Annotated in this window: 28 protein-coding genes; 8 read left to right on the top strand and 20 right to left on the bottom strand. The window is 55.8% G+C overall.

What is annotated here, in order from left to right:
* Positions 1–78 precede the first annotated feature (78 nt).
* The 9 genes from IEX74_RS11025 to IEX74_RS11065 form a co-directional block, all read right to left on the bottom strand.
* Positions 79–537: a peroxiredoxin gene (locus tag IEX74_RS11025; protein WP_188814000.1), complete on the bottom strand. Its 459-nt coding sequence runs from the start codon at positions 535–537 to the stop codon at positions 79–81.
* A 196-nt stretch (positions 538–733) separates the two neighbouring features.
* Complete coding sequence (locus IEX74_RS11030; RefSeq protein ID WP_188814002.1) at positions 734–1021, bottom strand: hypothetical protein; 288 nt, start codon at positions 1019–1021, stop codon at positions 734–736.
* Positions 1022–1168: 147 nt separating this feature from the next.
* Entirely contained in the window at positions 1169–1366 is a 198-nt protein-coding gene (locus IEX74_RS11035) for a hypothetical protein (RefSeq protein WP_188814004.1), read from the bottom strand.
* A 246-nt stretch (positions 1367–1612) separates the two neighbouring features.
* Positions 1613–2503 carry a hypothetical protein gene (locus IEX74_RS11040; protein WP_188814006.1) on the bottom strand — a complete coding sequence of 297 codons (891 nt, stop codon included), beginning with the start codon at positions 2501–2503 and terminating at the stop codon, positions 1613–1615.
* 62 nt (positions 2504–2565) lie between these two features.
* Positions 2566–3165, bottom strand: a complete 600-nt coding sequence (locus IEX74_RS11045) for a TIGR04282 family arsenosugar biosynthesis glycosyltransferase (RefSeq protein WP_229755211.1) — start codon at positions 3163–3165, stop codon at positions 2566–2568.
* Positions 3166–3183: 18 nt separating this feature from the next.
* Positions 3184–4233, bottom strand: a complete 1050-nt coding sequence (gene arsS, locus IEX74_RS11050; protein WP_188814008.1) for an arsenosugar biosynthesis radical SAM (seleno)protein ArsS — start codon at positions 4231–4233, stop codon at positions 3184–3186.
* A gap of 175 nt (positions 4234–4408) precedes the next feature.
* Entirely contained in the window at positions 4409–4747 is a 339-nt protein-coding gene (locus tag IEX74_RS11055) for an arsenosugar biosynthesis-associated peroxidase-like protein (RefSeq protein WP_188814009.1), read from the bottom strand.
* 138 nt (positions 4748–4885) lie between these two features.
* On the bottom strand, positions 4886–5746 hold the full coding sequence (locus IEX74_RS11060; RefSeq protein ID WP_188814010.1) for an anti-sigma factor: 861 nt from the start codon (positions 5744–5746) through the stop codon (positions 4886–4888).
* Positions 5747–5748: 2 nt separating this feature from the next.
* Positions 5749–6222: an RNA polymerase sigma factor gene (locus tag IEX74_RS11065; protein ID WP_188814011.1), complete on the bottom strand. Its 474-nt coding sequence runs from the start codon at positions 6220–6222 to the stop codon at positions 5749–5751.
* Positions 6223–6594: 372 nt separating this feature from the next.
* Here IEX74_RS11065 and IEX74_RS11070 point away from each other — a divergent pair, with 372 nt between their 5' ends.
* On the top strand, positions 6595–7992 hold the full coding sequence (locus IEX74_RS11070; protein ID WP_188814012.1) for an NAD-dependent succinate-semialdehyde dehydrogenase: 1398 nt from the start codon (positions 6595–6597) through the stop codon (positions 7990–7992).
* A gap of 95 nt (positions 7993–8087) precedes the next feature.
* Here IEX74_RS11070 and IEX74_RS11075 read toward each other — a convergent pair whose 3' ends face one another.
* From IEX74_RS11075 to IEX74_RS11095, 5 genes are all read right to left on the bottom strand, one after another.
* Positions 8088–8816 (bottom strand): YdcF family protein, encoded by a 729-nt coding sequence (locus IEX74_RS11075; protein ID WP_188814014.1) that lies wholly within the window; start codon positions 8814–8816, stop codon positions 8088–8090.
* Between the two features lie 136 nt (positions 8817–8952).
* Positions 8953–9309 (bottom strand): thioredoxin family protein, encoded by a 357-nt coding sequence (locus tag IEX74_RS11080; protein WP_188814015.1) that lies wholly within the window; start codon positions 9307–9309, stop codon positions 8953–8955.
* Between the two features lie 197 nt (positions 9310–9506).
* Positions 9507–11288, bottom strand: coding sequence for a DUF885 domain-containing protein (locus tag IEX74_RS11085; protein ID WP_188814017.1), 1782 nt, complete (start codon positions 11286–11288; stop codon positions 9507–9509).
* A 42-nt stretch (positions 11289–11330) separates the two neighbouring features.
* The gene (locus tag IEX74_RS11090) at positions 11331–11909 is read right to left on the bottom strand and encodes a hypothetical protein (protein WP_188814019.1); all 579 of its coding nucleotides are present in this window, start codon (positions 11907–11909) and stop codon (positions 11331–11333) included.
* Positions 11896–12990, bottom strand: coding sequence for an AAA family ATPase (locus tag IEX74_RS11095; RefSeq protein WP_188814021.1), 1095 nt, complete (start codon positions 12988–12990; stop codon positions 11896–11898). The genes IEX74_RS11090 and IEX74_RS11095 overlap by 14 nt, the downstream gene beginning before the upstream one ends.
* 213 nt (positions 12991–13203) lie before the next feature.
* On the opposite strand from IEX74_RS11095, the gene IEX74_RS11100 reads away from it, so the two are divergent.
* Positions 13204–14634 carry a DNA/RNA non-specific endonuclease gene (locus IEX74_RS11100; protein ID WP_188814023.1) on the top strand — a complete coding sequence of 477 codons (1431 nt, stop codon included), beginning with the start codon at positions 13204–13206 and terminating at the stop codon, positions 14632–14634.
* Positions 14635–14734: 100 nt separating this feature from the next.
* Here IEX74_RS11100 and IEX74_RS11105 read toward each other — a convergent pair whose 3' ends face one another.
* From IEX74_RS11105 to rsmA, 6 genes are all read right to left on the bottom strand, one after another.
* The gene (locus IEX74_RS11105) at positions 14735–16387 is read right to left on the bottom strand and encodes a M28 family peptidase (protein WP_188814025.1); all 1653 of its coding nucleotides are present in this window, start codon (positions 16385–16387) and stop codon (positions 14735–14737) included.
* A 105-nt stretch (positions 16388–16492) separates the two neighbouring features.
* Positions 16493–17374, bottom strand: a complete 882-nt coding sequence (locus IEX74_RS23450) for a nuclease A inhibitor family protein (RefSeq protein WP_188814027.1) — start codon at positions 17372–17374, stop codon at positions 16493–16495.
* Positions 17375–17542: 168 nt separating this feature from the next.
* Positions 17543–18016, bottom strand: a complete 474-nt coding sequence (greA, locus tag IEX74_RS11115) for a transcription elongation factor GreA (protein ID WP_188814029.1) — start codon at positions 18014–18016, stop codon at positions 17543–17545.
* 102 nt (positions 18017–18118) lie between these two features.
* Positions 18119–19075, bottom strand: coding sequence for an NAD(P)-dependent oxidoreductase (locus tag IEX74_RS11120; RefSeq protein ID WP_188814032.1), 957 nt, complete (start codon positions 19073–19075; stop codon positions 18119–18121).
* 15 nt (positions 19076–19090) lie between these two features.
* The gene (locus IEX74_RS11125; protein ID WP_188814033.1) at positions 19091–19717 is read right to left on the bottom strand and encodes a hypothetical protein; all 627 of its coding nucleotides are present in this window, start codon (positions 19715–19717) and stop codon (positions 19091–19093) included.
* A 22-nt stretch (positions 19718–19739) separates the two neighbouring features.
* Positions 19740–20531: a 16S rRNA (adenine(1518)-N(6)/adenine(1519)-N(6))-dimethyltransferase RsmA gene (rsmA, locus tag IEX74_RS11130; protein ID WP_188814035.1), complete on the bottom strand. Its 792-nt coding sequence runs from the start codon at positions 20529–20531 to the stop codon at positions 19740–19742.
* Between the two features lie 217 nt (positions 20532–20748).
* Here rsmA and IEX74_RS11135 point away from each other — a divergent pair, with 217 nt between their 5' ends.
* From IEX74_RS11135 to plsX, 6 genes are all read left to right on the top strand, one after another.
* A complete protein-coding gene (locus tag IEX74_RS11135; protein WP_188814037.1) occupies positions 20749–22221 on the top strand; it encodes a leucyl aminopeptidase family protein in 1473 nt (490 codons plus the stop codon).
* Between the two features lie 41 nt (positions 22222–22262).
* Complete coding sequence (gene pdxA, locus IEX74_RS11140; protein WP_188814039.1) at positions 22263–23282, top strand: 4-hydroxythreonine-4-phosphate dehydrogenase PdxA; 1020 nt, start codon at positions 22263–22265, stop codon at positions 23280–23282.
* 209 nt (positions 23283–23491) lie between these two features.
* The gene (locus tag IEX74_RS11145; RefSeq protein WP_188814041.1) at positions 23492–23860 is read left to right on the top strand and encodes a helix-turn-helix domain-containing protein; all 369 of its coding nucleotides are present in this window, start codon (positions 23492–23494) and stop codon (positions 23858–23860) included.
* 77 nt (positions 23861–23937) lie between these two features.
* Complete coding sequence (locus IEX74_RS11150; protein ID WP_188814043.1) at positions 23938–24468, top strand: YceD family protein; 531 nt, start codon at positions 23938–23940, stop codon at positions 24466–24468.
* Between the two features lie 57 nt (positions 24469–24525).
* Positions 24526–24747, top strand: coding sequence for a 50S ribosomal protein L32 (gene rpmF, locus IEX74_RS11155; RefSeq protein WP_188814045.1), 222 nt, complete (start codon positions 24526–24528; stop codon positions 24745–24747).
* 63 nt (positions 24748–24810) lie between these two features.
* Positions 24811–25752 (top strand): phosphate acyltransferase PlsX, encoded by a 942-nt coding sequence (gene plsX / locus IEX74_RS11160; protein WP_188814047.1) that lies wholly within the window; start codon positions 24811–24813, stop codon positions 25750–25752.
* The last annotated feature ends 4 nt before the right edge of the window (positions 25753–25756 follow it).

Below are 25756 nucleotides of genomic sequence, written 5' to 3' on the forward strand. Positions count from 1 at the left end.
TTTTAAATCATTGCGGAGGGGCCAACCTAGCCTTATTCAGAGGCGTGCAAAGATCGGCATGCAGTGCAAGTTATAATTTCATTGCTCTAACCTCAATAATACTTCCTTGGCCTGGGCAACATGGTCGGTGGCCCGACTCATCGAATTGAAAATATACTGGATTATACCCGCTTTGTCAATCACAAACGTCACGCGCCCCGGTAATAATCCTAGCAGCGCGCGAGGCACCTCGTAGAGCTTGCGCACCTGTCCGCCGGGGTCGGCGAGTAAGGGGAAAGGCAGGCGGTGCTTTTGGGTGAATTTCTGGTGCGACGCCTCGCTGTCGGAGCTGACGCCGACTACTTCAGCACCTAGGTCCTGAAAGTCTTCGTACTGGTCGCGAAAGGAACAGGCTTCGGCCGTGCAGCCGGGCGTATCATCCTTCGGGTAGAAGTACAGCACGATGCTGCGGTGGCCTCGCTGCTCGCTCAGGCGGAAAGTTTCGCCGGTGGTGGTATTCAGGGAGAAATCGGGAGCCTGGTCGCCAATCTGGAGCATGGGAGGAATATAAGCGGGTGGCGCTGGCTTAGCTGGAAAACCCAGAAGCCGCGGCCTAACCCGCCGAAAACTAACAGCTGTATCTATTGTTTAGGCAAGTCTGGCATTTTGGTGTGCCAATAGCGCGAATCAGTAGCGAGCGATACGCGAAGCGCAGGCTTCGCGCTACATCATTCTGCCGCGACTGACCTAGCTTTTAAGGACGCAGCACAACAGCCCGGCCAATGCGCTGAAACTGTTGGAATGAGAAATCAGAATAGTGGTTCTGCGTGCCGTTTTCGCTGCCGACCTGCGGCAGGTACGCCTTCACACCTACCAGTGTAACCTCGGCTACGATCAGCAGGCAGCCAAACCACGGGTGACTTTCTTCGGTAATCTGAATGACATCCTGCACCTCGGCCCGCCCTAGGCTCGCGGCCTGCGTGACACTTTCGTTGCTGGTGGCAAGCTCATCTAAAAAAACTTCAAGACCCTGATCAGACATAGCGGCAAAAAAGTAAGTAACAACAAAAAGCGGCTCTACTAAGCAGCCGAAAGGTCGCCAGAAGCTCCTATTGTTGTTGTTATCTACGTAAGCTATTTGCCTAAGGCTACACGGCAGGCTAAGTCCGATGTTGATCAGCAACTGATTTTAGTGCAGCTCACAGCAAGTTACGGCATCCTGAGCAAGCAGGTTTGCAGAAGCAGGCAAAGCAATAAAGCCCACTAGCAAGCCGCCTACCAGCACGGCTTTGCCGCTGTGCAGGGCCGCCTCACCTTCTTCGAAGGAGATAAAATAACCATCGATAGTTTCAAAACCTAGCTCCAGCCGAGCAGATGCTGCTTGCAAGGCCAGAGCCGCAGAAAGAGGGGAAGAACACGCAGAGCACATTACAGGAAACTGAGGGAAACAGCCGAATCAAGTAGCCGTTTGGGTCGAGTAGGGAAAGATCCAGTGACCAAAACTAGACGGCTATTTGTGGCACCGAAAGGCAAAAAAGCCTTCGTTTGTGACATGCTATTCTTGCGCTTACTTGGGCGTAAGCTGAACCATAACCCTGGCTTAGTCGCTATCTTCCGGGTGCGATGCGCCTCTTTATGGTTTAGGACAGGGCGCACGGCGGGTACTTTTCAGCGTCAGGTTGCGGCCGTCCCAGGTGGTTTGGCGCAGCAGCAGATTCGGGTACTGCTTGCCAAACCAATACACGTTTTCTTTCCGATCAGCCAGCGCAACCGTCACGCGCCAGGCTGGTTCGGCAGTGTCGGCAATGAGGCCATCTGCTACCCGAACCTGGGCCGCGTAATAAGCTGGTGGTTGGGCATCATTGGTTTGCCGGGTGGCGCACACGGCTACGCTGAACGCCGGAAACCGGGCAAAGCGCAGACTCCGCAGCGTGTATGGCAGGGCATCTTCAAACAATACCTCGTGGCGCAGCTGCCGCCGCCCCGCGCCTTGCTTATCGCGGTAAGAATCATACACTTCCAGGTACTGCAAGCCATCATCGTTGATGGCTTTGAACGTGGTGCCGCACCCATCCTGCACCGAAGTCGTGAGCTTGTAGAGCGGCACCGGTTGGTCGCGGCGGAAGAACAAAGACGTGAGGAAATGCCTAGGGTACTGATCAGTAGGCACCGAATACATCTGACTGACTTTCAGCACCGGAAACAAGTCTTTGCGTGCGTAGTCGTCTGTTTTGACGTTGTACTGCGGCGTGAATTCCTCCTTCTGAGTAATCAGCGTGCAGTCGAAGCGGCGGATTTCGTCGTCAACGACCTGCTCGGCGGCATAGGTGGCCACTTCGGCAAGGCTATCTTCCCACAGTTCGTTCATCGCCCATTGCGAATCGAAGTACGGACCTAGCTTGGTGAGCACTGTAGCCCGCGCGTGCGTTTCGACCGGCACCGGTTTTCGCGGATCAGATGAGCAGGCCGTAATGCCAAGCAGCAAGAATAGCGGAAGAAAGTACTGGTGAGCAGCAACACGCATGGCGGGCGAAAAGCAAGTGGTAGCCCCTCCATACGCGGAAACTCAGCGGGTGTTTGTGACTTCTACCGTTCAGCTTTTCGCCAGGCCGCTAAATCGTCGGCGGTATCCACATCGTGCAGCACAGGGAGCAGCGCCACACTCAGACCTAGGTTTGTTGCATCGGCCAGCGTTGCGGGCAGCACCTGAGCCGTACTCCAGGGCTTATCACGGAGCAGACCTTTGTGTAAATCTTTCATTCCGAGCAGGTAATAGCCCCCGTCGGCGGCTGGCCCCAAGACCAGATCATGCGTTGTCAGGGCCTGAAAGGCGGCCGTCAGGTGGGTGGCTGTGAGACCTGGGCAATCGGTGCCAATTACCACCGCTGCCGTTGCGCCTTGGCCAAATGCTTGTTTGAAAGCTTCCTGCATTTTTTGACCTAGGTCGCCACCGGGCTGCAACGCCTGCTCGTAGCCGGGCCATGCGCTAGCTAGGTCTGGAGCAGTTGTGGCCTCCGCAAACCATACGGTTTTGTGCGCGCCGGTCAGCCCATCGGCGGCGAGCCGGGTCCGGTGCAGCAGCTCGTGGTACACTGCCAAAGCGGCCTCCGCCCCTATGGTAGCCGCCAGCCGCGTCTTCACCCGCCCTAGCTCCGGATGCCGCGCAAAGATGAGTAAGTGGTTCACGAGCAGAACTTTGTTTTTCTAAACGGTGGCGCCGCCGCAGCTGGAGCCGGCGCCGGCCGTACAGCCGTAGCAGTGTTGGTTGATAACGATAGCGCGCTGGGTGAGGGCACCTAGGTCGAAGTCGCGGATGTGCTGCGGCGCCTTGGCATCCACGAGCAGGTCGAGCATCTGGTTGAAGTCGCAGTCGTAGAGCTGCCCGTCCCAACCAATGGAAAGCGTGCTACGGCACATCACGTTGGCAGCCGCGGCGGGATTGTAGGCCGCAATTAGCTTCTCCATGTAGGCCGTGTAGTTGCCGCTTTCCAACAGATAATCGAGGAAACGACTAACCGGTAGGTTCGTGATTGTCAGCAGATTATTGAACACCACACCATGCTCGCGCAACAGCCGCTGCTTGAAATCACGCTCCAGGCCGGCCTGGCTACCAGGCAGGAAAGCGCCGGCCGGATTATACACCAGGTCCAGCATCAGCCCCGAGCCTTCTACCCCATAGCCAACCTCGTTCAGCATCCGCAGCGCCCGAATGGAGCGCTCAAACACGCCCGTACCGCGCTGCGCATCGGTGCGGCTGGCAGAAAAATGCGGCAGCGACGACACCACGCGCACTCCATGTCGCGCAAAAAACACCGGTAAGTCGTGGTACTTTGGGTTGGCGACGATGATGGTCAGGTTGCAACGAACAATCGTTTGCCGACCTAGCTTGGAAATCTGCTCCACCAGCCAGCGGAAATCCGGATTCATCTCGGGCGCGCCGCCCGTCAGGTCTACCACCGGAATATCCGTTTGCGCCAAGGCATTGAGGCAGAGCTGCATCGTCTCCCGCGTCATGATTTCCGTGCGATCGGGACCGGCATCTACGTGGCAATGCCGACACGTCTGGTTGCACATCTTCCCCACATTAATCTGCATCACGCTGATGCCGGTGGGCCGCAGCGGCAGCAGGCCGGTTTCGCGCAACCGGGTCGCGAAGGCCGGCAGCTGCGCCCCTGCCGCTTCCGCCTGGTTCAGCACGGCTAGCTGGTAGTCGGTATCCGCCAAGGGATGCTGCTGCGCGTGAAGAGACTTCATATTGTTGATTTGCTGATGGGTTGTTGATGTGCTGATGAGGTAATATGCTGATGGGTGGCTGATATGCGAGAATAGCAAACAACTAACCTGCTGACTACGTGCAAACCTAGGTACTGACTTTCAACCATTAGCATGTCTACCCATCAGCACATTACCTCATCAGCACATCAGCGCATTACATCGATAACTCTTTAGCCTTGTTCATCATCTGCACGCCGTGCACAAGGGCAGCGCCGCCTTTGATGGCCGCCGCAACGTGCACGGCTTCCATCATCTGCGCCTCGTCGGCGCCCTTCTGCAAAGAGTCGGTCGTGTACGCGTCGATGCAGTAAGGGCACTGCACGGCGTGGGCCACGGCCAGGGCAATCAGGGATTTTTCGCGCTCCGTGAGGGCGCCATCCTTGAATACTTCGGCATAGTAGTCGAAGAACTTACGGCCCATTTCGGGCTGCCACTCCGTGATGTTGCCAAACTTGGCGAGGTCGGCGGGGTTGTAGTAAGTCGGTTTTTCCATTTTCCTGTCCGGTGTAGTTGTCGTTGTGCTCTTTCTGACGCAAATGATAGATACAAAACAAACGGCGCAGAAGTTATGGTAAACTCCTGCGCCGTTCGTCATTTGTAAAGATACGGAACCTAGCCTAGCGTTGGCTGCTTACATTTTGCCCAGCACCGTCATGGTTGAAAGCGTTGGCGTCGGGCTGCCGCCTTCGTTTTCCACAGTCATGGCAAAGGCTTGAGCACTAGCTATATCCTTCATTTGCTGCAAGCTGTCGCCGGCGACCGTAGCGGCAGCCAGCGTACCCGCATCCACTGGCTTTCCCTGGTCGAGCGCCCAAAGTTGGTACTGCTTGCCCGAGGGCGGCGCTGGCAGCTTCCGTACGTCGAGGTACACGGCTTTGGTAGTGGGATTGTAGAGCACCCGGGCGCGGGCATCGGGCGCGGCGGGCGTACCCAGCAAGGCCACCGTCTTGAACTGCTCGCTGCGCAGCACAGCCAATTCCTGGTTTCGGTACGTCAGGTTTTTGTTCACGGCCTGCATGGTCGAAGCCAAGCTAGCTTGTTGGTTTTGTGCTACTGCCAGGTCATTCTCCGCCTGTTTCCACTTATTGTAGAAAACCAGGTTAGCAGCCGCGCTCAGCAAGAGCAGCGCAACTGCTGCGGCCATGCTCCAGCTTACACGGGAAGGTGCAATTTCTGCTGCGGCCGGTTCAGACCTAGGTGGCGTCAGTTGGCGCACCACGGGCTCCGTGGCGGGTGCCGCGGGTGCTTGCCCGGGCTCTGATTGGATGGCAGCCTGCCAATTGGCCAGCACGCGTTCCTTCATGCCCGGCGGAGGCGTCAGGGCGTGCGCTTCGCCGTAGGCATTCAAGGCCCGCTGCACATCCTCCAGCTCCGCCTGAACCTCGGGGTGCTCCGTGGCCATACGCTCTACCTGAGCGCGTTGTGCGTCGTCCAGTTCGCCGAGTGCGTACTGTTCGAGGATACCTGATTCGATGTATTCCTGGATGTTCACGACTATCGAATCAATTTTGCTAAGACTTTGATTGCTGCCCGGGCCCGGGTTTTCACCGTGCCAAGGGGTAAGTTGAGTTCTTCCGCCACTTCGCTTTGCGTAAATCCGCCAAAATAAAGCAGGTCAATAATTTGCTTCTGCTCAGGGTTGAGCTGGCGGGTCATTTCCTGCAAACCAATGTGCTCAGGCCGAAACGAGGGTTCGGCGGCCTGACGTAGCGCGGCACTTTCTTCTATCGGCTGCGTACGACTATTTACGCGGTACTGCCGAGACCGGATTTTGTCAATCGCTAAATTTCGACTGATGTTCAGAACCCAGGTAAACAGCCTACCTTTTGAAGCATCGTACGATTGGAACGAATGCCAGATTTTGACCAGGCTTTCCTGTAGTACATCTTCCGCTACTTCTTCTTTTTTTACAATCCGAAAGATAACGCCGTAGAGCGCGGCGGAGTACTTTTCGTAGAAGAGCGTCATGGCAGACTCGTCCCGGGCCCGAAGGCGCTGCACGAGTAGATCCTCAGAAACAGGCGTAGGTAATTCGGGGGGAGTCGCAGACACGGTTACAGCAGGGAATTAAACTAATCACCAGCCACAAAAGCAGATGACGCGGCGAAAGTAAACGATTAAGCTCGCACTTTGACAATGAGAACCAGCAAAATGGTCTTTTCACGGCCAGTTGTAGCATGCTACGGGTGCTCAACCGTTAAGTTTCCACAGCTGGTTTTCCCAACCGCAGCGGGCTTTTGGCGGTACATAGCAAGCAGTACTACAAAGTAGGCTAGGTTCTGGTTTTTACCGCACCGAAAGATTTTGTGCTTACCGCATCATTCTTATTATCTGCTTCTTATGGCAATCGAGTCGTTCAACCCCTACACGGGCAAAGTACTGAAGCGCTTTACCGCTTTTTCCTGGGCTAAAACGGAGCGCATCCTGGCGCAAGCCGCCCAGGCTGCTGGCACCTGGCGCACCACCACCTTTGCGCACCGCGCCGAATGTATGCGCCGCGCCGCCACGCTGCTGCGTGAGCGCCAGAACGAGCTAGCCCGCCTGATGGCTCTGGAGATGGGCAAACCAATTACTGATGGTCGCGCCGAAGCTCAGAAGTGCGCCCTCACCTGCGACTACTACGCCGAACACGCCGAAGCCTTCCTAGCCGACGAAGTCATCGAATCAGAAGCGCAACGCAGCTTCATTGCGTATCAGCCGCTGGGCGTGGTGCTGGCCGTGATGCCCTGGAACTTTCCATTCTGGCAGGTCGTGCGCTTTATAGCGCCGGCTTTGATGGCGGGCAATGTGGGCTTACTCAAGCACGCTTCCAACGTGCCGCAGTGCGCCCTAGCTTTGGAAAAAATCTTCCACGACGCGGGCTTCCCTCCTACTACGTTCCGCGCCTTACTCATCGGCTCCGACCTGGTGGAAAAGCTGATTGAGGATGACCGCGTGCAAGCCGTCACGCTCACAGGCAGCGAGCTGGCCGGCTCGAAAGTAGCCGCTACAGCCGGCGCCAACATCAAGAAAACGGTGCTTGAGCTAGGTGGCTCCGACCCGTTCATCATCCTGGCCGATGCCGATCTGGAGCTAGCTGCCAAAACCGCCGCCCAAGCCCGCATGATCAACTCGGGCCAGAGCTGCATTGCCGCCAAGCGCTTTATCGTGGAGAAGCCGGTTGTCAAGGAGTTTATCACGCAGCTCAGAGCGCACTTGCAAGCCATGCGCACCGGCGACCCGCTCGATGAGGCCACGCAGTTTGGCCCCCTGGCCCGCCCCGACCTCGCCGACGAGCTGGCCCAGCAGGTAAACGACTCCGTGGCCGCCGGCGCCAAAGTGGAGCTGGCCGGTGGGCAAGACAAGCCTGGCTCGGCCCTGTTCCGCCCCATGATTATCTCGAAAGTGAAGCCCAACCAGCGCGCGTACCACGAGGAGCTGTTCGGCCCCGTGGCTATTGTGCTCGAAGCCAAAGATGCGGATGATGCCGTGCGCCTGGCCAACGATTCGCGCTTCGGCCTGGGTGGCTCCGTCTGGACGCGTGATGTGAAGCGCGGCGAAGACCTAGCCCGTCGCGTGGAGTCGGGCGCGGTGTTCGTCAACTCGATGGTGAAATCGTCGCCGGAAATGCCGTTTGGTGGCGTTAAGAAGTCCGGCTACGGGCGCGAGCTGTCGCACCTAGGTATTCGCGAGTTTGTGAACCAGAAAACGATCTGGATCGGCGGCGAAGCACCTGTTCAAAAGAAAAAGGTAGAGTAAGGAAGTGTTGAGTGTTGAGGGTTGAGGGTTGAATAATTCTTTTTTAGAACTTCTCATCTGCTAATTCAACATTCAAAACTCAACACTCAACATTTCTAACAATATCCCATCAGCTTGTAGGTCACGTAGCCGGTTAGCTCGTGGATGAGCAAGCTCCAGGTGACCAGCGCTCCGGCCTCGGGAATAGGCCAGTAGCCTGCCGCCGAATCTTCAGGGTCGGTGGTGCGGAAGTCGACGGGAAACGGCGTTGGGTGGAGGCCTACACGGTGGAAGCAGCCTAGGGCCCGCCGCTCATGAAACGCTGACGTCACCAGCACTAATGACTTGATTTCGGGATGCTTGGCAAGCAGCTCTTTCGTATAGAGCGCATTTTCGCGGGTGTTGCGGCTGCGGTCTTCCAGCAGAATGTCCGCCTGCGGCACGCCGGAAAGCCGCAGCAGCGTATTCACTTCTTCGGCTTCTGTGTGCACTCGCTTATCAACGTCGCCAGAGCCTCCCGACACAATAATACGTCGGATGCGGTGCGTGCGGTACAGCCACAGCGTATGTGTGAGGCGGTCGGCGGCGCTGGAAATGTACACCCGGTCGTGCGGCGACTTGTGGGTGTTGGCCATGCCCGTCAGCAGAATGCCCGCGTCGTGCGGGGCAATGGTACGCAAGGGCACGGGAGGCAGTTCCCAGGCAAGCAGGGCTAGGTTGGCCAGGCCGGCATTGGTCCCGATAACCGTGAGTACCAGCGCCGCCACCACGAAGCGCTTGCGCCAGCGTGGCTGCCGGGCCAGCAGCGCCGCCACCAGCAGCACCACCATCCAGGTAGCCGGCATGACGGCGTAGTACAGAAGTTTGGAAAGCAGAAAAAACACGCCTGCGAAGCTAGGTCAAAAGAAGCTAGGTTGAAAAGCAAAACGGTGACGCAGCCTGTGCCGCGTCACCGTTTTGCTTTTTTAACGAAAGAGTTACCTAGGCACTGACCGGCACAAAATCGCGCAGGCGCTGGAGCATGTCGTGCACTTCCTGCTCCGTCGTGAGGGCGTCACATTCCAAGATCCTCCCCTGGCAATAGCTTACGAAGAACGGCGCTACTTTCTCCTGCATCAGCTTCTTCGCCACGGGGTTTTCATCCGAGTTCAGGCGCAGAAACAGAACGTGCTCGAACGGTTTCTGGTCGGCGAACTTGGTAAAGGGTGGCGCCAGCTGCTCACAGATGTCGCAGTTTTCGGAAGTGAACTTGGCAAACACCTTTAGATGCTCGTGGGTCAGCCGGCGCAGGCTTTCATCGTCCGCATCCACGACACGCATGCGTTCAGATACTTTCATAGGCAGGTAAAAGAAGGGCTTCACGGGCGACTAAGCTAACTCAGCTTCCCGGTAGTTAGATTTAAAGAATTTGTTGGAGCACAGACAAGCAAGTACCACCCAAAAATTCCCGCTCCGGCTGCTTTTTGTATTGCAACTCGCTTCTTTATCAGAGCTGGTAGCTCTGGGCCGAAAAGCTACCAGCGCTGGTAAAGGCCCTACTTCTTCAGCATCATCTCCCGGATATACTTAACCGGCGCGTTGCCGTAGCTGAGAAACTGCTCATTGAACGCTTTGAGGCTGAAGTCATTGCCCTCGCGCTTCTTCAACTCCTCCCGCAGGTCGTAGATGGCGGTGTAGCCGGTGAAGTAGCTGCTGAGCTGCACCTGCGACAGGGTGGCGCGGCGCCACTTATTGCGGGCTTCGCTTTCCTCCTGAAACCCGTCGCGCTGCAACAGGGCCAGGGTCTGGGCTTCGGTGATGGTGCCGACGTGTACTTCATGGTCGAGGATGGTGTTTAGCGTCACGCGCATGTTCCATTTGTCCCACATCAGCCAGATTTCGTCGGTGCCCGCGCCGTAGCCGCTTTCCAGCATCATGCGCTCGGCGTACACGGCCCAGCCTTCAATCATGGCGCCGTTGCTGAACACGGCTTTGATGATAGAAGGTGAACGGTTGGCGTACACGAGCTGCGTGTAGTGACCCGGAATGGCCTCGTGAATGTTCAGGATTTGCAGCGTGTAGTCGTTGTACTCGCGCAGGTAGCTCTGCGCCTGCGCCGCCGGTTGTCCGTCCAGCGGCTCCACGTTGTAGTAGGTATCGGCCGCTTTGTCGTAAGGACCGGGCGCCGACACGGAAGCTCCTGCCCCGCTGCCACGCATATACAGCGGGGTTTCGCGTATCACCAGCGGCTTGGTTGGGTCCTGCGTCAGCAGCTGATGGTCGTTCACGAACTTCACCAGCACCGGAATCTGCGCCTTCACGGCGGCCACGAAGCCGGCCTGCGTGGTGTGCTTCTCCGAGAGCTTGCTGATTACCTGCTTGATAAGTACCACGGAATCGGTGGGCATCGGCTGACCGGCGAAGTACTTGGGCCAGAGCCGGGCGGCACGTTTGCCCATATCGTGCAGCAGCTCGGTGCGGTGCTGCTGGGCTTTCTGGTACACCTGGTCAGCGGTGTAGCTCGACTGGATGTCGTAGTTGAACTTCTGATCAAACAACGCTTTACCCAACCGGAAGCTGCGAAACTTGCCGGCGGGCAGCATTTCCTTTTTCAGGAAGTCGACGTATGCCGTAATGGCATCCCGCGCAACCGTAATTCGGTCGCGCAGCTGCTGCTTTTCCTGTCCCGACAAGCCCGACCTAGCTACCGAATCCAGCAGCGCTTTTCCGAACACGTTCAGTCCGCCCTGGTTCTGCAAGATACCTAGCTCGGTGTGCTCTTTAGTCGGCTGCTTAACGTTGGCCTTGGCGGCTTCGTAGTAATCGGTTGCCCGCGAGATTTTCAACGAAATGGACCGCAGCCGCCGATCCAAGGGCTGGTAGCGCCCATTCAGGATTTCGGCCACCGACGAAGCCAGATTGTAATTGGCAGGGTTCCACTCCCAGTCTCGCAGCGTGTCGGCGTACCAGCGGACGCCGTTTAAGTAGTTCTCAATGAGCCGGTAATCGGTCTGGTTGTTCACCGAGAGCTTTTGCACATCGATACTCAGCAGCTGCTTGCGCGCCCGCGCCTGAAACGCCGAATCGATCTGCCGCCGCCCGGCGTTGGGCACCACCAGCAGCGAATCGTACTTGTGGTAGCCGGCGCCGGAAGCCCACTCAGGATTGTAGTACCAAAGCGAATCGATGAACCTAGGTTTGAACCGCTCGAACACGGCTTCGGGCTGGGCGTCGGCCTCGGCCAGCTTGCGCGTGTCCGATTTGCCGCCGCAGCTGGTGAGCAGCGCAGCCGCGGCGAGGCTGGCGAAGAGAAGTTTGGGGGAGGAAAGGTGGGTCATGCAGTGAATTACTAATCGGTATTGTTTAGGTTATAATGTTCTTTACGCTAGTGTAATAGGAAAGGCTACCGCACTCCAACCAGCCTGGGTAGGCACATTGGCTGCATCATGGAGAGAAGGTGAAATGCGGAAAGGCTTCAGCTTTGTTTTTAAATCTTGCAGCAGATCGCCACGGCGCTTTAGCTGCGTGTCCTGCTTCAGCCGTGAACGAGTGTTGCCACTGCCGCGGGTAAACTGATCTTCTTCCAGCAACAGCACTACCTGGATTTGGTCAGGTGGCAACAATAGCATTGACGCAAAGGGCCGTAGCTCCGCATAGTTGGCCCGAGCGCCTACAAACAAAGCACCTAGGCTATCCAGCACCTTACGCGCCACCTCCGTTGCCAAATCTCCTGATACGAGCCGCGAACGGTTTTCTACCTCATATCGGCGAAAGTCTTTGACCTCTATTAAAATCAATGTTGCAGGCTGGGTTGGCGACGCTACGATAAAATCGACGGCTGCCGCATCGGTGCCGGTTCGCACAACCGGACCGCGGTAGTACGGACAATCATCGTATTTCAGCACAAACCAACTATCGGGAAAGGTGAAGCGGATGCTTCCTTCATCAAACGCCTGCATCCTCCTGGTTCAAGACGTCCAGAAAACGATCTGACTGCTCCAGCTCCGCGTCCAGCGCTACAATGTCGGGCAGCAGCTCTAGGTTATCAGCAGTGGCGACCTGCGTGGCTTCGCCGGGCTTGGCCGTCAGGCCGAAGTACCGCACTTTTGCCTGCGGCTGTTCGCGGGAGAGAATATGAAACTCCTTCAGCAGGAATAGACTGTGCGTAGCTAGAATAATCTGAAAGCCTTGAGCAGCTAATTGTACTAGCAGCGCCGCTAGTTGTTTAAGCAGCGCAGGATTGAGGTTGGATTCGGGTTCGTCCCAGTAGAGAGTTGTTTCGGGTGTCAGGCTACCGTTGTTAAGCAACTGTGCTAGCATTCCAAACTTGCGAATGCCTTCGGCTACTAGATTAATTTCAAATGGTCTTCCATCCTTTGGGTATAAGTAGAATTGTCCATTCTCTAAGCTGATTCTTCCTTTCATGATAGTCTGTAAGCTATTCATAATAGGTTCAACAAAGAGCGGGGGTTGACGCAAAAGGGGTAAAGCTAACGCATCAAAAAGATTAGCATAGGTTATATCAAAACTGAGTCTGTACTTATTATTAAGACTAATAAAACCAGGAAAGAAAGACAGTACCTCTTTAGGGGGAATAAAAATCGGAATTCCTACTTCACCATTTCCAGAAGGAAGCTTATAGGATAACATAGAACTTTCAGATACTGTCCAGTCGTCCGAAATCTCAAAGTCCAATTCTCTATCTACTTCTTCAAAAGACATTGCGACTTTAGCGCCCTTCTTTTCTGCTCCCCGTCTAATAAGATTACGAACAGGTCCCGTCAGGAATACTTCGCCTAAATAATGGCGTAAAGCACTTAACCAATCAAGTCGCCTACCCTCAGAACTCGGATCATCATTTGACTCTCTAGCTCTATTTGCCTCTACTTCATCTCTCACATATTCCACCGCATACCCTAGCTTCAGCACATGACTTTTGCCCGTGCCATTCGTGCCCACGATAACATTCAGCCCCTCGCTGAACTCGAAATTGGCATCTTCAAAAACCGTGAAATTGCGGACGTGCAGGCGCTTTAACATGAAGCTAAGTACGGGAGTTTTCGCCTTGTACGTGTATAGCCTGTAAGATGTAGCAACGCTTCTTTGCAGGTTATGCCGCTGCCCGGCCAGACCTAGGTCTTCGTAGGAGCCAGTGATGAATCAGACCTTAGAAAGCTCCTCCTTTCATAGCTGCCTACGACCTAACAGCTAGCTTGAGCCGCGTATCTTGCACAGCCTTATTTCAACTGTATAATGCGCCGCCCAACGACTCTGTTTCTTCTTACCCTTCTCCCACTCGCCTGCTCGCAGCAACAGCCTGAAACTGTTTCGGCGCGTGCTCCTGCCGACTCGCCAGCTATTGCGGTGCAAAGCCAACAGCCGGCGGCTTCCATCGGCGGCTTTCCCGAAACCTTCGAAGCCGGCAGCAAAGGCGCTTACGCCGACGCCGACGAGAACCTAGGTTCCGGCTCCTGGCACTTCACCGATGCGCTGATCGGCACCTCCGAGCAAGACCACAAGCACGGCGAGCACGCCGCCCGCATCCGTGACCAAGGCCGGCTGCGCATGAACTTCGACGCGGGCCGTGGGGTGCGCACCATCCGCATCAGCAGCGCCAGCTACGGCGACGACGCGCCGAGCACCTGGGAGCTGTGGGCCAGCACCGACGGCGGCGGCCGCTTCGTGCGCCTCGGTCAGCCGGTGCGCACCAGCGGCACCCGGCTGGTCACGACTACGTTCGCGGCGCCCGGCACGGGTCCGCTTCGGCTTGAAATTCGGAAAACAGACAAAGGCAAGAACCGCCTGAACATTGATGATATCGGCCTGGATGCCACCGGCAACTCGGTAGCCAGCACGCCCGCGAAAAGCGCCCCGGCACCTAGCCCGAAAGCTACCCCCGCTTCCCGGCAAGCAACCGCCATTGTCGTCGGGCGCGACGATAACATGGCCTTGGGTAATCCGAGCGGCGCCACCAGCAACCCGGCCAACGCCACGAACTACCTGCTGGTGCATCCGCAGTTTACGATTGGCTACAATGCCAACCGCGGCACGCCAACCTGGGTGAGCTGGCACCTGAACCGCGCCTGGCGAGGCTCGGCCCCGCGCCAGGATGACTTCCGCCCCGACCTAGCTTTGCCCCGCGGCTTCTACCAGGTCACGCCCCGCAGCTACAGCGGCTCGGGCTTCGATAAAGGCCACAACTGCCCCAGCGCCGACCGTACGACCGACCTCGACGACAACTCGGCTACCTTCCTGATGACCAACATGATTCCGCAGGCGCCCAACAACAACCAGCGGACGTGGTCGGGGTTGGAAGAATATGGCCGCACGCTGGTCGACCGCGGCAACGAAATCTACATCATCATGGGCAACTACGGCAAAGGCGGCACTGGCGCCAACGGCTTGGCCACGACTATTGACAACGGCCGCGTGACGGTGCCGAAGCGCGTATGGAAAGTGCTGGTCGTCTTGCCCGAAGGCAGCAACGACTTGCAGCGCATTGCTGCCGGTCAGGCGCGCATCATCGCCGTCGATACCCCAAACGACAACAGCATCAGCCCCGACTGGCATCAATACCGCGTGTCCATCGACGCCATCGAAGCCGCCACCGGCCTCGACTTACTCAGCAAGCTGCCACCCGACGTGCAAACTCGCCTGCAAGCAAAAGTTGACAATGAACAGTAATCAGGTATACAGGTATCAGTTACCAATTACCAGTTACCACTATTTGATTACCTGATACCTAGGTTAGTAGTGTTGTGGTAACTGGTAACTAGTAACTGACTTACTGCACCTTCTTCTGGCCGAAGAAATTACCAGGGTTCCACGTCGGCCGCACAGGGTTCTGCGCAATCTGGTAGCCGATTAGGAAGTTCAGCTGCACGTATTTCTTACCGGCTTCAAAGTCGAACATGCCGTTGATGTCGTCCTGGGGCTTGTGGTAATACTTGGCGCGCCACTGCTGCACCGTTTGGCTGAGGTTGTTCTGGCCGTCGGGGGTTTTGTTGCCGTATTTGATGTGTAGCGCCGGGATGCCCTGAGCCACGAAGCTGTATTGGTCACTGCGGATGAAACGGTTCTGGTCGGGCTCGGGGTCCGGCTCCACGGTCAGACCTAGGTGGCCGGCGGCATTGGTCACTTGCGTTTGCAACGACGAATTCTCCCCTCCCAGCGCCACCACCGACAGCAGCGGCGCGATGATGGTGGGCATGTCGGTGTTCACGTCGGCCACGATCTGGGCTTTTGGCACCGTTGGGTATTTCGCAAAATAGCCTGAGCCCATCAGGCCCATTTCTTCGCCCGTCACCAGCACCAGCAGCACCGAGCGCTTCGGCTTCTCTTTCAGCCGCGAATACACTTTCCCGATTTCCAGTACGCTCGCTACGCCCGAGGCGTTGTCGTGGGCGCCGTTGTAGAGCGAGTCGCCTTCCACCGGCGTGCTGATACCTAGGTGGTCGAGATGGGCACTATGCACCACGTACTCGTCCTTTAGCTTCGGATCGGAGCCGGGAATCTTGCCCACCACGTTGTAGCTGTCCACGTCTTTGTAAGTCGAGCGAAACTGCGCCGTCAGGTTGCCGGCTAAAGGCTGCGACATCGGCTTGTCGGTGCGCAGCGAGGCCAGCACGCGTCCGGTATCAGCAGCGGCTCCCACAAACAAGTTTTGCAGCGTAGCAGCGTTTACCGCGCCTAGCATCCGAATCTGCTTGGTAGCGAAGCTGCGCGAAACGGCCACTTTCCCATTGGGCCCGAGCACGCTGATTACGCCTTTGGGCTGCGTAACCAGCCTGACGTTCGGCTTGGTACTCGCCACCATCACCCCCACCGCACCGTGGCGGGCGGCGGTTTGCATGATTGTCAGCAGATCTTCGTTGTAGAGGGCCACCGTGGAAGAGAACTTCTTCGGCGCTCCCCGCACGATTACCACCACTTTACCCTTGGCGTCGAGACCGGCATAGTCGTCGTAGCCTAGCTCGGGCGTGCTGATGCCATAGCCCGCAAACACCAGCGGAGCCTGCACGCTCACTTGGGTTTCCTCGGGGTTGGGGTAAAACATAAAATCCTGCCCGTACGTGAGAGCCGGTGCTTGTCCTTGTTTGGCTTGTACCGAAAGCGTGGCGCCGGGCGCGGTGAAGGCCCGGCGCAGCCGCACTTTCTGCACGTAGGTTCCTTTCTCGCCGGCCGGCTGCGCACCTAGCTTTTTGAGCTGCTCGGTGACGTAATCTACGGCCATCTGGTAGCCAGGCGTGCCAGGTAGGCGCCCTTGCAGCTTGTCGTCTGCCAGGTACTGAATGTGGGCTTTAATGTCGTTGGGCTGCACCTGCGCCAGCGCCTGCTCGACAGGTTGAGGCACGGTGAAAGCTGATTGTGTTTGAGCCAGAGCAGCTTGCGTCGCCAGCACGCCGCTCACCAAGGCAGCTAAAGCATTTATTTTCATTGCTGAGTTTTTCTTAATAGGCATTGATTCGTGTTCAAAGCACGTAAAAAAAGCCCATCTGCCGAATAGAGCATGATGGGCTTTTGCGCAATGCAGCAGTTTATCCTAGGTTTCCGTCAGCACGGTTTTGAAGCCGGACAGCTTGCCATCAGCCGTTTTGCCTAGTGCGTACACTTGGATCTGCGGCCCGGTACCAAGGCGGTACACAGTCGTATCTTCCAACTCCTGCTTCATATACATCTGCAAGGCTTTGAAGCGGTTTGCCAGGTCCACGTCGTTCAACACGCCCTGGTCGGCGGTGTGGTTACGGAGGAAATACGTCAGCTCCTGCGTTTCTACTTTCGTATCGGCGGGCTGCCCTAGCACCTTCAGAACGGCTTCGGCGGTGATTTCCCCGCTGGGCGCGTCGTAGCTCACGGGCGAGAGCGGCGCGTCCGACTCGCTCACGAAATACAAACCGGCCACGAGCTGGCTCAGCTGCCCGCCCGTCGATTCGCCGGGCCCGGTGGTAGCAGCCTTCTCCCGCACGGCTTTGGTTTCTTCGTTCTTGGTAGCCAGCGCCGGGTCGGCGGCCGCGCCGCGTGGTTCCGACTTAGGTACCTTGTCCATGATGGCGGCGGCCAGCTCCCGCATCCGGTCTTCCGGCACTTTAATCTTGGGGTTAGCGAAGTTCATGTCCGACACGTGGTTCATCGGAATGAGGTGGATGTGCGCGTGCGGCACTTCTAACCCAATGACCGCCACCCCGATGCGCTTGCAGGGCACGGCGGCCCGCACACCCTGCGCCACGCGTTGGGCAAACAAGTTCAGCTCGGCCAGTTCCTGCGGCGGCATGTCGAAGATGTAGTCGATTTCGCGCTTCGGAATCACCAGCGTGTGTCCCTCTACAAGCGGCGTAATGTCCAGAAAAGCCAAGTGGTGCTCATCCTCGGCAACTTTGTAAGCCGGCAGCTCGCCGCTCACAATTCGGGAAAAGATGGAAGGCATAGGAAGAGGTGGTGATATGGTGAAGTGGTGAGTGGGCTCTACTCAATAGAGTTACTGCGCCAAAGTACGCTGCAAAAAGAAAAAGGGCGAAGCCGCTGGCTTCACCCTCTCGTAAACTTTGAACAATGCAACGGCAAACTCACCGCTTCACTAGTTCACCATCTCACCTTAACGGCTGATTTCCAGAATCTCAAACTGAAGCTTGCCAGCAGGCACTGTGATTTCGGCCACATCGCCGACCGACTTACCGAGCAGTCCTTTCCCAATTGGCGACTTCACCGAGATTTTGCCGGAGGCTAGGTTTGCCTCTTCCTCAGCTACGAGGGTGTAGTCGAGCACGGCGTTATTCTTCAGGTTCTTCAGCTTTACCTTGCTCATGATCAAGGCTTTGCTGGTATCCATATTTGTGTCGTCGATAACGCGGGCGTTGCCGAGCACTTCTTCCAGTTTTGCAATCTTCAGCTCCAGGTGCCCTTGGGCGTCTTTGGCGGCGTCGTATTCAGCGTTTTCGCTTAGGTCGCCTTTGTCGCGGGCTTCGGCAAGTTGTCGGGCTACGTCCGCCCGACCGCGGATTTTAAGCTCCTGCAGCTCATCTTTCAGTTTCTGCAAGCCTTCGGGAGTGTAATAATTGATGGTAGCCATGTCGGAGGGTGGTAAGCTAAAAAACAAGGAGAACGGTCGGCCAAGCCAACCGTTCTCCGAACAGGTTTGAGACAAATATACGAATCTGCTTTAAACTTCTGCTTACCCTTGCGCCGGTTTGCGCGCCAGGAAAGCAGCGATTTTGCGGGTCAGCACCTCGTTGATGCGATAGTACGACTGGTGCGTCCAGCCCCCAATGTGCGGGGATAAAATCACGTTATCAGCACTTTTCAGGTAATCGAAGCGCGCCTGCTGCTCGGGCGTAAGCGTACCTAGCTTTTCGTTTTCCAGCACATCCAGCGCCGCCCCGCGCACCCGGCCATTTTGCAGCGCCGCTACCAGCGCGGCGTGGTCGAGCACCTCGCCGCGGGCCGTGTTCATAAACCAGATCGGGTTTTGAAAAGCGCTTAGCACCGCGTCATTGATGAAGTGGTGATTGGCCTTGGAGTACGGAAAATGCAGGCTCACTACTTCGACACGGGCTTGCAGCTCGGCCAGGGTCACGAGGGTCGCATATTGATCGGCCTGCACGGTTGGGTCGGTATCGTAGGCCAGCACGGTGCAGCCAAAAGCCGAAAGCCGCCGCGCAAAAGCCCGCCCCATGTGGCCATAGCCAATGATGCCCACAACTTTGCCACCTAGCTCCTCGCCCCGGTTTGCTTCGCGACGCCACACGCCCTGCCGCACTTCCTTATCAGCCCGGACCACGTTGCGAAACAAACTCAGCAGCAAGCCAATAGCAAACTCTCCTACCGCGTCGCGGTTGCCTTCGGGGGCGTTGAGCAGCGTAACCCCAGCCGCCGCCAAAGCTTCTTCATCAATGTTGTCAACGCCGGCCCCGGCGCGCGCTACATAGCGCAGGTGCGGACCGTGAGCCAACACGTCGGCCGTAATGCGCAGCTTGCTGCGCACCATCAGGCCATCGTACGGATGAGCGGCCAGGGCCGCCGACACTTCCGCAGCTTTCAGATCGGGCCGAAAATGAATCTGTACGCCAATTTCGCGGAGCATAGCCTCCAACGACGGGTGCATTTCATCAATGACAAGGCAAAGAGACATTCTGGTAATGGGATTTTACTGGCGTTCTGACGCAGTTACGGAGAATTCAGTTGAGGTTAAAGGCATAGCCTGTACGGAGGCAGCCTCGCTAGTCATAACATAGCCAACCTTTGGATTGGTGCTCATATATTTCAATGTCAAGCCCCCTTGGGTTGCCTTTAGATAGGTGTACCAGTCGCCGAATGCGTGTTTAGCATAATCTTTAGGTCTTACCTTCAAATCGGTAGCATAGAAATACACTGTAGTGACTCCACCAGCTACTATTTCTACAGCTTTACAAGGATGTCCCAGCACCGTTGCCGTTTGTGCTAGAGGCGTCACTTTCGTATCAGTAGAGCTTGGCTTGGCAGCGTCAAACTTTTGAGCTACTTGTCCATCTTTGAAATAGATATACTCATTGTTTGCACCTGTATACAGCTGTAGCAACTGCTGCTTCTCATTATAAGCCTTGTAATTCGGGCCGCTTATATAATAGTGCTGCTCAGCACCAAAAAAGGGAGCAAGCTTATCTGAAATATCATCTCCTTGAAGGTTAGTAAATGAATTCTTGTAGATAATACGGCCACTAAAGAACTTTTCGCCGCTTGTGAAAGCACTTAGTGTAACTGCCAATGCAATAATTAAAACCAGATTGAATTTCATAAGAGGATGCCGCAGTGACATATTATACAGTTGCCCGATTCTGTTCTATCCACTTCGTTAGCCACACGAACTCCGGCACTCCTAGCTGCTCGGCGCGCTTGTCAAAAATCGGATCAGTTGTCAGCTCTGCGGGCATTCCGAAGGGTTTCAGGGCATTGCGCAGCGTTTTGCGGCGCGTTTGGAAAGCTTGCTTCACTACTTTAAAAAACAGCTTTTCGTCGCAGTCCAGCTTTTCCGTGTCGTTGCGCGTGAGGCGGATAACGGCCGATTGCACTTTGGGCGGCGGAATGAACACGTGCGGCGGCACCGTGAATAACATCTCTATAGTATAGTAAGCTTGCAGCAGCACGCTCGTGATGCCATACACTTTTGAGCCGGGCGGCTCAGCCATGCGGTCAGCCACTTCTTTTTGCAGCATACCCACCACTTCGCGCACCTGCTGACGATGATCGAGCACCTGAAAGAAAATCTGCGTGCTGATGTTATAAGGGAAATTGCCGATAATGCTGAGCGGCTTACCCGGAAACAGCTGACCTAGGTCCTGCCGCAGGAAATCGGCAGAAATGATGCGGTCTTGCAGGGACGGAAAATGCTCCTTCAGGTACGTCACCGATTCGCGGTCAATTTCCACGACGGTCGTCTGGTACTCGGTGTGTTGCAGCAGATTAGCCGTGAGCACGCCCATGCCGGGTCCTATTTCCAGCACTTCCGTTACACCATCAGGCAGCTGCAACGACTCGACAATACGCTGGGCGATAGACGGTTCAGCTAGAAAGTGCTGACCTAGGTGTTTTTTGGGGCTAACGTGGTCCATTTCGTAACGTATGTGCGGTAATAGAAGAAGCGAGAAAAATCCGGTGCGAATACAGCTGCCTGAAAAACGGCAATACAGAGTCTCACTTCTTACTTCTCTGTACTAACATCTCTTAAAAGACGGCTACCTTGCGCGTCAAAGATACGTGCGTTGCGGCCGATTGTGGTCTCTGTGCGTAAGCCTAGCTCCTGTATTGCGTCCCCTAGCTTCTACTCCCATGCCCCTTCAACTCGCGTATGCCGCTGATCTACCCCAAAGCGCCAACTCCGTTTTCATTTTATCGGCCGATACCAAAGAGTTGTCCGCCGATCTAACCGATCTACCGGAAGCGGCCCGCCAGTACGTGCACGAGCAACTGGCCTCAGAAGCTAAGCTTATCACGGTCAACCATTTCACGCATCAGCACTATTTTGTAGTAGCAGCCAAGAAGGCAACGCCAGATCTGGTAGCCGAGGAGCTGCGCAAAACGGGCTACCAGCTACACGCCCTGCTGAAAGCAACGAAAGTGCAGGAGCTATACATCCGCGACCTGACCACAGCAGGCACTGCCGCTCTTCCTCTGGCCGAGGGCATTTACCTGACCGCTTATCAATTTGAAGGCTATAAGACAGATGCCAAGAGCAAAGCGCCCGCTCGCCTTGCGCGGCTGATTCTTACGGGTGCTGGCGTTTCGGCGGAGCAGGTGCAGGAGCTGGAGGGTCTGCTGCAAGGTGTTTATTTAACGCGTGACTTGGTGAATGCACCCTTAAACAAGCTCAACGCCACCCAGTTTGCCGAGCGCATGGCTGCGGCCGGCGACGAGGCTGGCTTTCACACCGAAATTCTGGACATGATGCACATCGAAACGCTGCGCATGGGCGGGCTGCTGGCCGTGAACCTAGGTAGCCCCGAGCCGCCTACGTTCACGATCATGGAATGGAAGCCGGAAAACGCCAGAAATGTCAAACCCTATGTGCTGGTAGGCAAGGGCGTGGTATTCGATACGGGCGGCTTGAGCCTGAAGCCTACGCCAAACTCCATGGACCTGATGAAGTGCGACATGGCCGGGGGCGCAGCTGTTGCAGGGGTTCTCTACGCCTTAGCCAAGAACCAAGTGCCCGTGCACGTTATCGGTTTGGTGCCCGCCACCGACAACCGCCCCGGCGGTAACGCCTTCGTGCCAGGCGACGTAATTACCATGTACAGCGGCCTCACCGTGGAAGTGCTCAACACCGATGCCGAAGGTCGCCTGCTCTTGGCTGATGCTTTGGCGTTTGCCCGCAAATATGAGCCTGAAATGGTGGTTGATATTGCCACGCTCACGGGCGCTGCTGCCCGCGCCATTGGCAAAGAAGGCATCGTGGCGATGGGCACGGCCGATGAGGAGCGCCTGCACCAACTCAAGCAAGCCGGCCACCGCGTACACGAGCGCATCGTGGAGTTTCCGCTTTGGGATGAATACGCTGACCACATCAAATCCGACATTGCCGACATTGCCAACCTAGGGAAAACCGACGCGGGCGCCATATCGGCCGGCAAGTTCCTGGAGCGCTTTATCGAAGGCTACCCCTGGGTACACCTCGACATCGCCGGTCCCGCCTTCCTAACTGCTCCCGACAACTACCGCGGAAAAGGTGGCACCGGCACAACCGTACGACTGCTATATGATTTCTTAAAAGCACAGGTACAAGGAGTAATAATGGTATCCTGAATATTACTCACCATTTCATCACCTCACCATTTCACCACTTCATGACCAACCTGCCCCGCCTAGGTATTTCGGTCGGCGACCTCGCCGGCATTGGGCCGGAGATTATCTACAAAACCTTTCTCGACAGCCGCCTGCTCAAGTACTGCACGCCTGTCGTGTATGGCACCGCAACCGTGCTTTTCGATGATTTTCCGGTTGATAAGCAAGCTAGCCCACTCACGTTTCGTCAAGTGCGCGCCGCCGCCGATATTGATCCGGGGAAGCTGAACGCCGTTACGTGCTGGGATGAGGACTTTGCCCTGACGCCGGGTCAGCCCACAGAAGCCTCCGGCCGCGCTGCTCGTCAGTCGTTGCTGGCTGCCTGCCGCGACCTAAAGCTAGGTCTGCTCGATGGCCTAATTACGGCCCCCATCAGCAAGGAAAACACCCAGGCCGACGACTTCCGCTACCCCGGCCACACCGAGTTCCTTACCAGCTTCTTTGGTGCCCCCGAAAGCCTGATGCTTCTGGCCAGCGAAGAGCTGCGCGTGGCAACTGTCACCGGCCACATGCCTTTGAAAGACGTACCGGGCAAGATTACCAAGGAGTTGCTTGCTACGAAGCTGCGCATCTTGCTACAATCATTGAAGCAGGATTTTGGCATCGACAAACCGCGCGTGGCCGTGCTAGGGCTGAACCCACATGCTGGCGAAAACGGGCTACTGGGCACAGAGGAAAACAACACCGTAGCGCCTCTCATTCAGGAGTTTCTGGAGAATGGGCATCTCGTGTATGGCCCCTTCCCCGCCGATGGTTACTTCGGCACGGGCCAGTTCCGCAGCTTCGATGCTACCTTGGCTTTATACCACGACCAGGGCCTGATTCCGTTTAAAACCATCGCCTTTGAGCGTGGGGTCAACTTCACAGCCGGTTTGCCTGTCATCCGTACCTCGCCCGATCATGGCACCGCTTACGGGCTGGCTGGTAAATTCGCAGCCGACCCCACTTCCTTCCGTGAAGCCTTGTATCTAGCTTGTGACTTAGTGAGGCAACGAGCGGGGCAGCCCACTGAAAAACGCTAGGCATAAAGGAGAACTTGGCGCATATAAAAACTACCCATTGGCTTTACGAGCTGATGGGTAGTTTCGTTTGACAAGTGCTGTACTGCTCAACAGCAAGTAAATTTTCTTTCCAAAAACGAAATTTATTTCTCTATAAATCCATTCTTTTTACACCTTTGCATCTCTTTAGCATCTATTGGCTGACATTTAGGTTCTGTCTGCTTCCTTCTATGAGTATCACGACACCGCAACAATACAAGGAAGCTCTTCGTCAGCTAGACGTGTTGATGATGAGCAACGTAGCGGATGACCAGGAGAAGGCAGGAGAAATAATCCAACTCACTTCCGCTATCGAAACGTATGAAGAGCGGCTGCATCTGATGCTTTTGCCTGCCTTGCCGAATACTTTGGTCGACATGATCGAACTGAAGCGTCAGCAACTGAGACTTAAGCAAAAAGATCTTGCTCAATTACTGGAAGTACCGGCAGGCCGTCTTTCGCAGATTCTCAGCGGCAAGCGCCGCATTACTCTCGACTTAGCCAAAAAGCTTTACGAGCGGCTTGGCATCAGCCCCGAGTTTATCCTTAAAAAGGCGTAACCGGCTGGTATTATCCCTCACACTTTTATAAAACGGGGAAATCTTCCTACTTTTGCCCCCTATTACGAATTCCCGCCGTGAAAAAGGATCCTCAATACGATTTGGCAATTGCCAAGCTAGCTCTCAAAACGCATCATTTCGCGTTTGAACTAGGTCCGGATTTTTTTGCGCAGTTTGACCAGAATCTGATTCAGAACGGCAAACTCCACGCTGACGTAGATCTGACCAAGACCGAACTTCTGCTGACTCTAGATTTTCACATAACAGGTACCGTACAGCTAATCTGCGACCGAAGCCTCGATGAGTTCGACCAGCCTATCGATGTGCAACACCAGCTACTAGTTCGCTTCGGCGACCAGGAAATGGAGTTAGATGATGACGTGCTGCAAATCACGCCGGACACTCAAACCCTACCCATCGCACAGCACCTCTTCGACTACATAGGGCTAGCTATTCCGATGAAAAAGCTGCACCCACGCTTTCAGAATGAGCCTGACGAAAATCCTGACGCTGATGCTAAACTCATCTTTACCACCAAAAAAGAAGGTGATGACGATGATGACAACTTCACTGACCCACGTTGGGATGCCCTTCGGAACCTGAACTAGGCGCTACACCTAGCTTGAATTTAAAACTTAAAACTCAACACTTATAATTCCCTAACCATGGCTCATCCTAAGCGCCGCCAATCTTCGACCCGCCGCGACAAGCGTCGCACCCACGACAAATTGACTCCAAAAGCTGTTACCATCTGCCAGAACACCGGTGAATTCCACCTGCGTCATAAGGCATATGTAGTAGACGGCGACCTTTACCTCCATGGCAAAGTAGCAATTAAGGATTTCGCTCCTGTTGCTGCAGCTGCTCCTTCTACCGACGAGGAATAATCCCCGCCCTGCCGATTACCATCGGCTCGCTTTCCCGACTACGTACCCCTTGATTCCTCGTACATGAAGATTGCCCTGGACGCAATGGGAGGCGATTTCGCCCCCCAGGCTGCCGTCGATGGCGCTGTGCTGGCCGCTGAAAAGCTAGCTGGCTCAGCTCAGATTGTGCTTATTGGCCAAGAAGAAGCCGTGCGGCCCATGCTCCAGCAGCATGGGTCCGCGGCTGAAAGCCTTCTCCTTGCCCCTGCCAGCCAGGTAATTGCAATGGGAGAGCACCCGGCCAAAGCCTATCAGCAAAAACAGGACTCCAGCATTGCCGTTGGCTACCGCATGTTGCACGCGGGCGAAGTAGAAGCTTTCTGCTCGGCAGGCAATACGGGCGCTATGCTCGTAGGCGCCATGTTCAGCGTGAAGCCCGTGCCCGGTGTGTTGCGGCCAGCAATTGCCAACTTTGTTCCGAAGCTAACTGGTGGCTACGGCATCCTACTCGATGTAGGAGCCAATGCCGAATGCAAGCCTGAGATGTTGGAGCAGTTTGGGGAGCTGGGTTCGCTGTACGCACAATATGTACTTGGCATTGAGAAGCCGACGGTTGGATTAATGAACCTAGGCGAGGAAGAAGGTAAGGGTACTGCTATCACCCAAGCCGCGCACCAGTTGCTAAAAGTGAACCCTCATATTCACTTCTTTGGCAACCTTGAGGGACGCGACTTATTCAACTCGAAGGCCGATGTTATTGTGTGCGACGGCTATACGGGTAATGTGATTCTGAAGATGGCCGAGTCGATCTACGACATCTTGGCTGAGAAACAGATGCATGACCCGTTTTTCGACAAGTTCAACTACGAAGCTATTGGAGGAAGTCCAATTCTAGGCATTAATGACAATGCTATTATTGGGCACGGCGTCAGTACACCTCAGGCTATCTGCAACATGCTGTTGCAAGGCTACCAAATGGCTAAATCCGGTATCGCGGATCAGATTAAATCTACTTTCAAGTCCTGAGCCA

It is taken from the genome of Hymenobacter cavernae, assembly GCF_014641455.1.
GTDB classification, from domain to species: domain Bacteria; phylum Bacteroidota; class Bacteroidia; order Cytophagales; family Hymenobacteraceae; genus Hymenobacter; species Hymenobacter cavernae.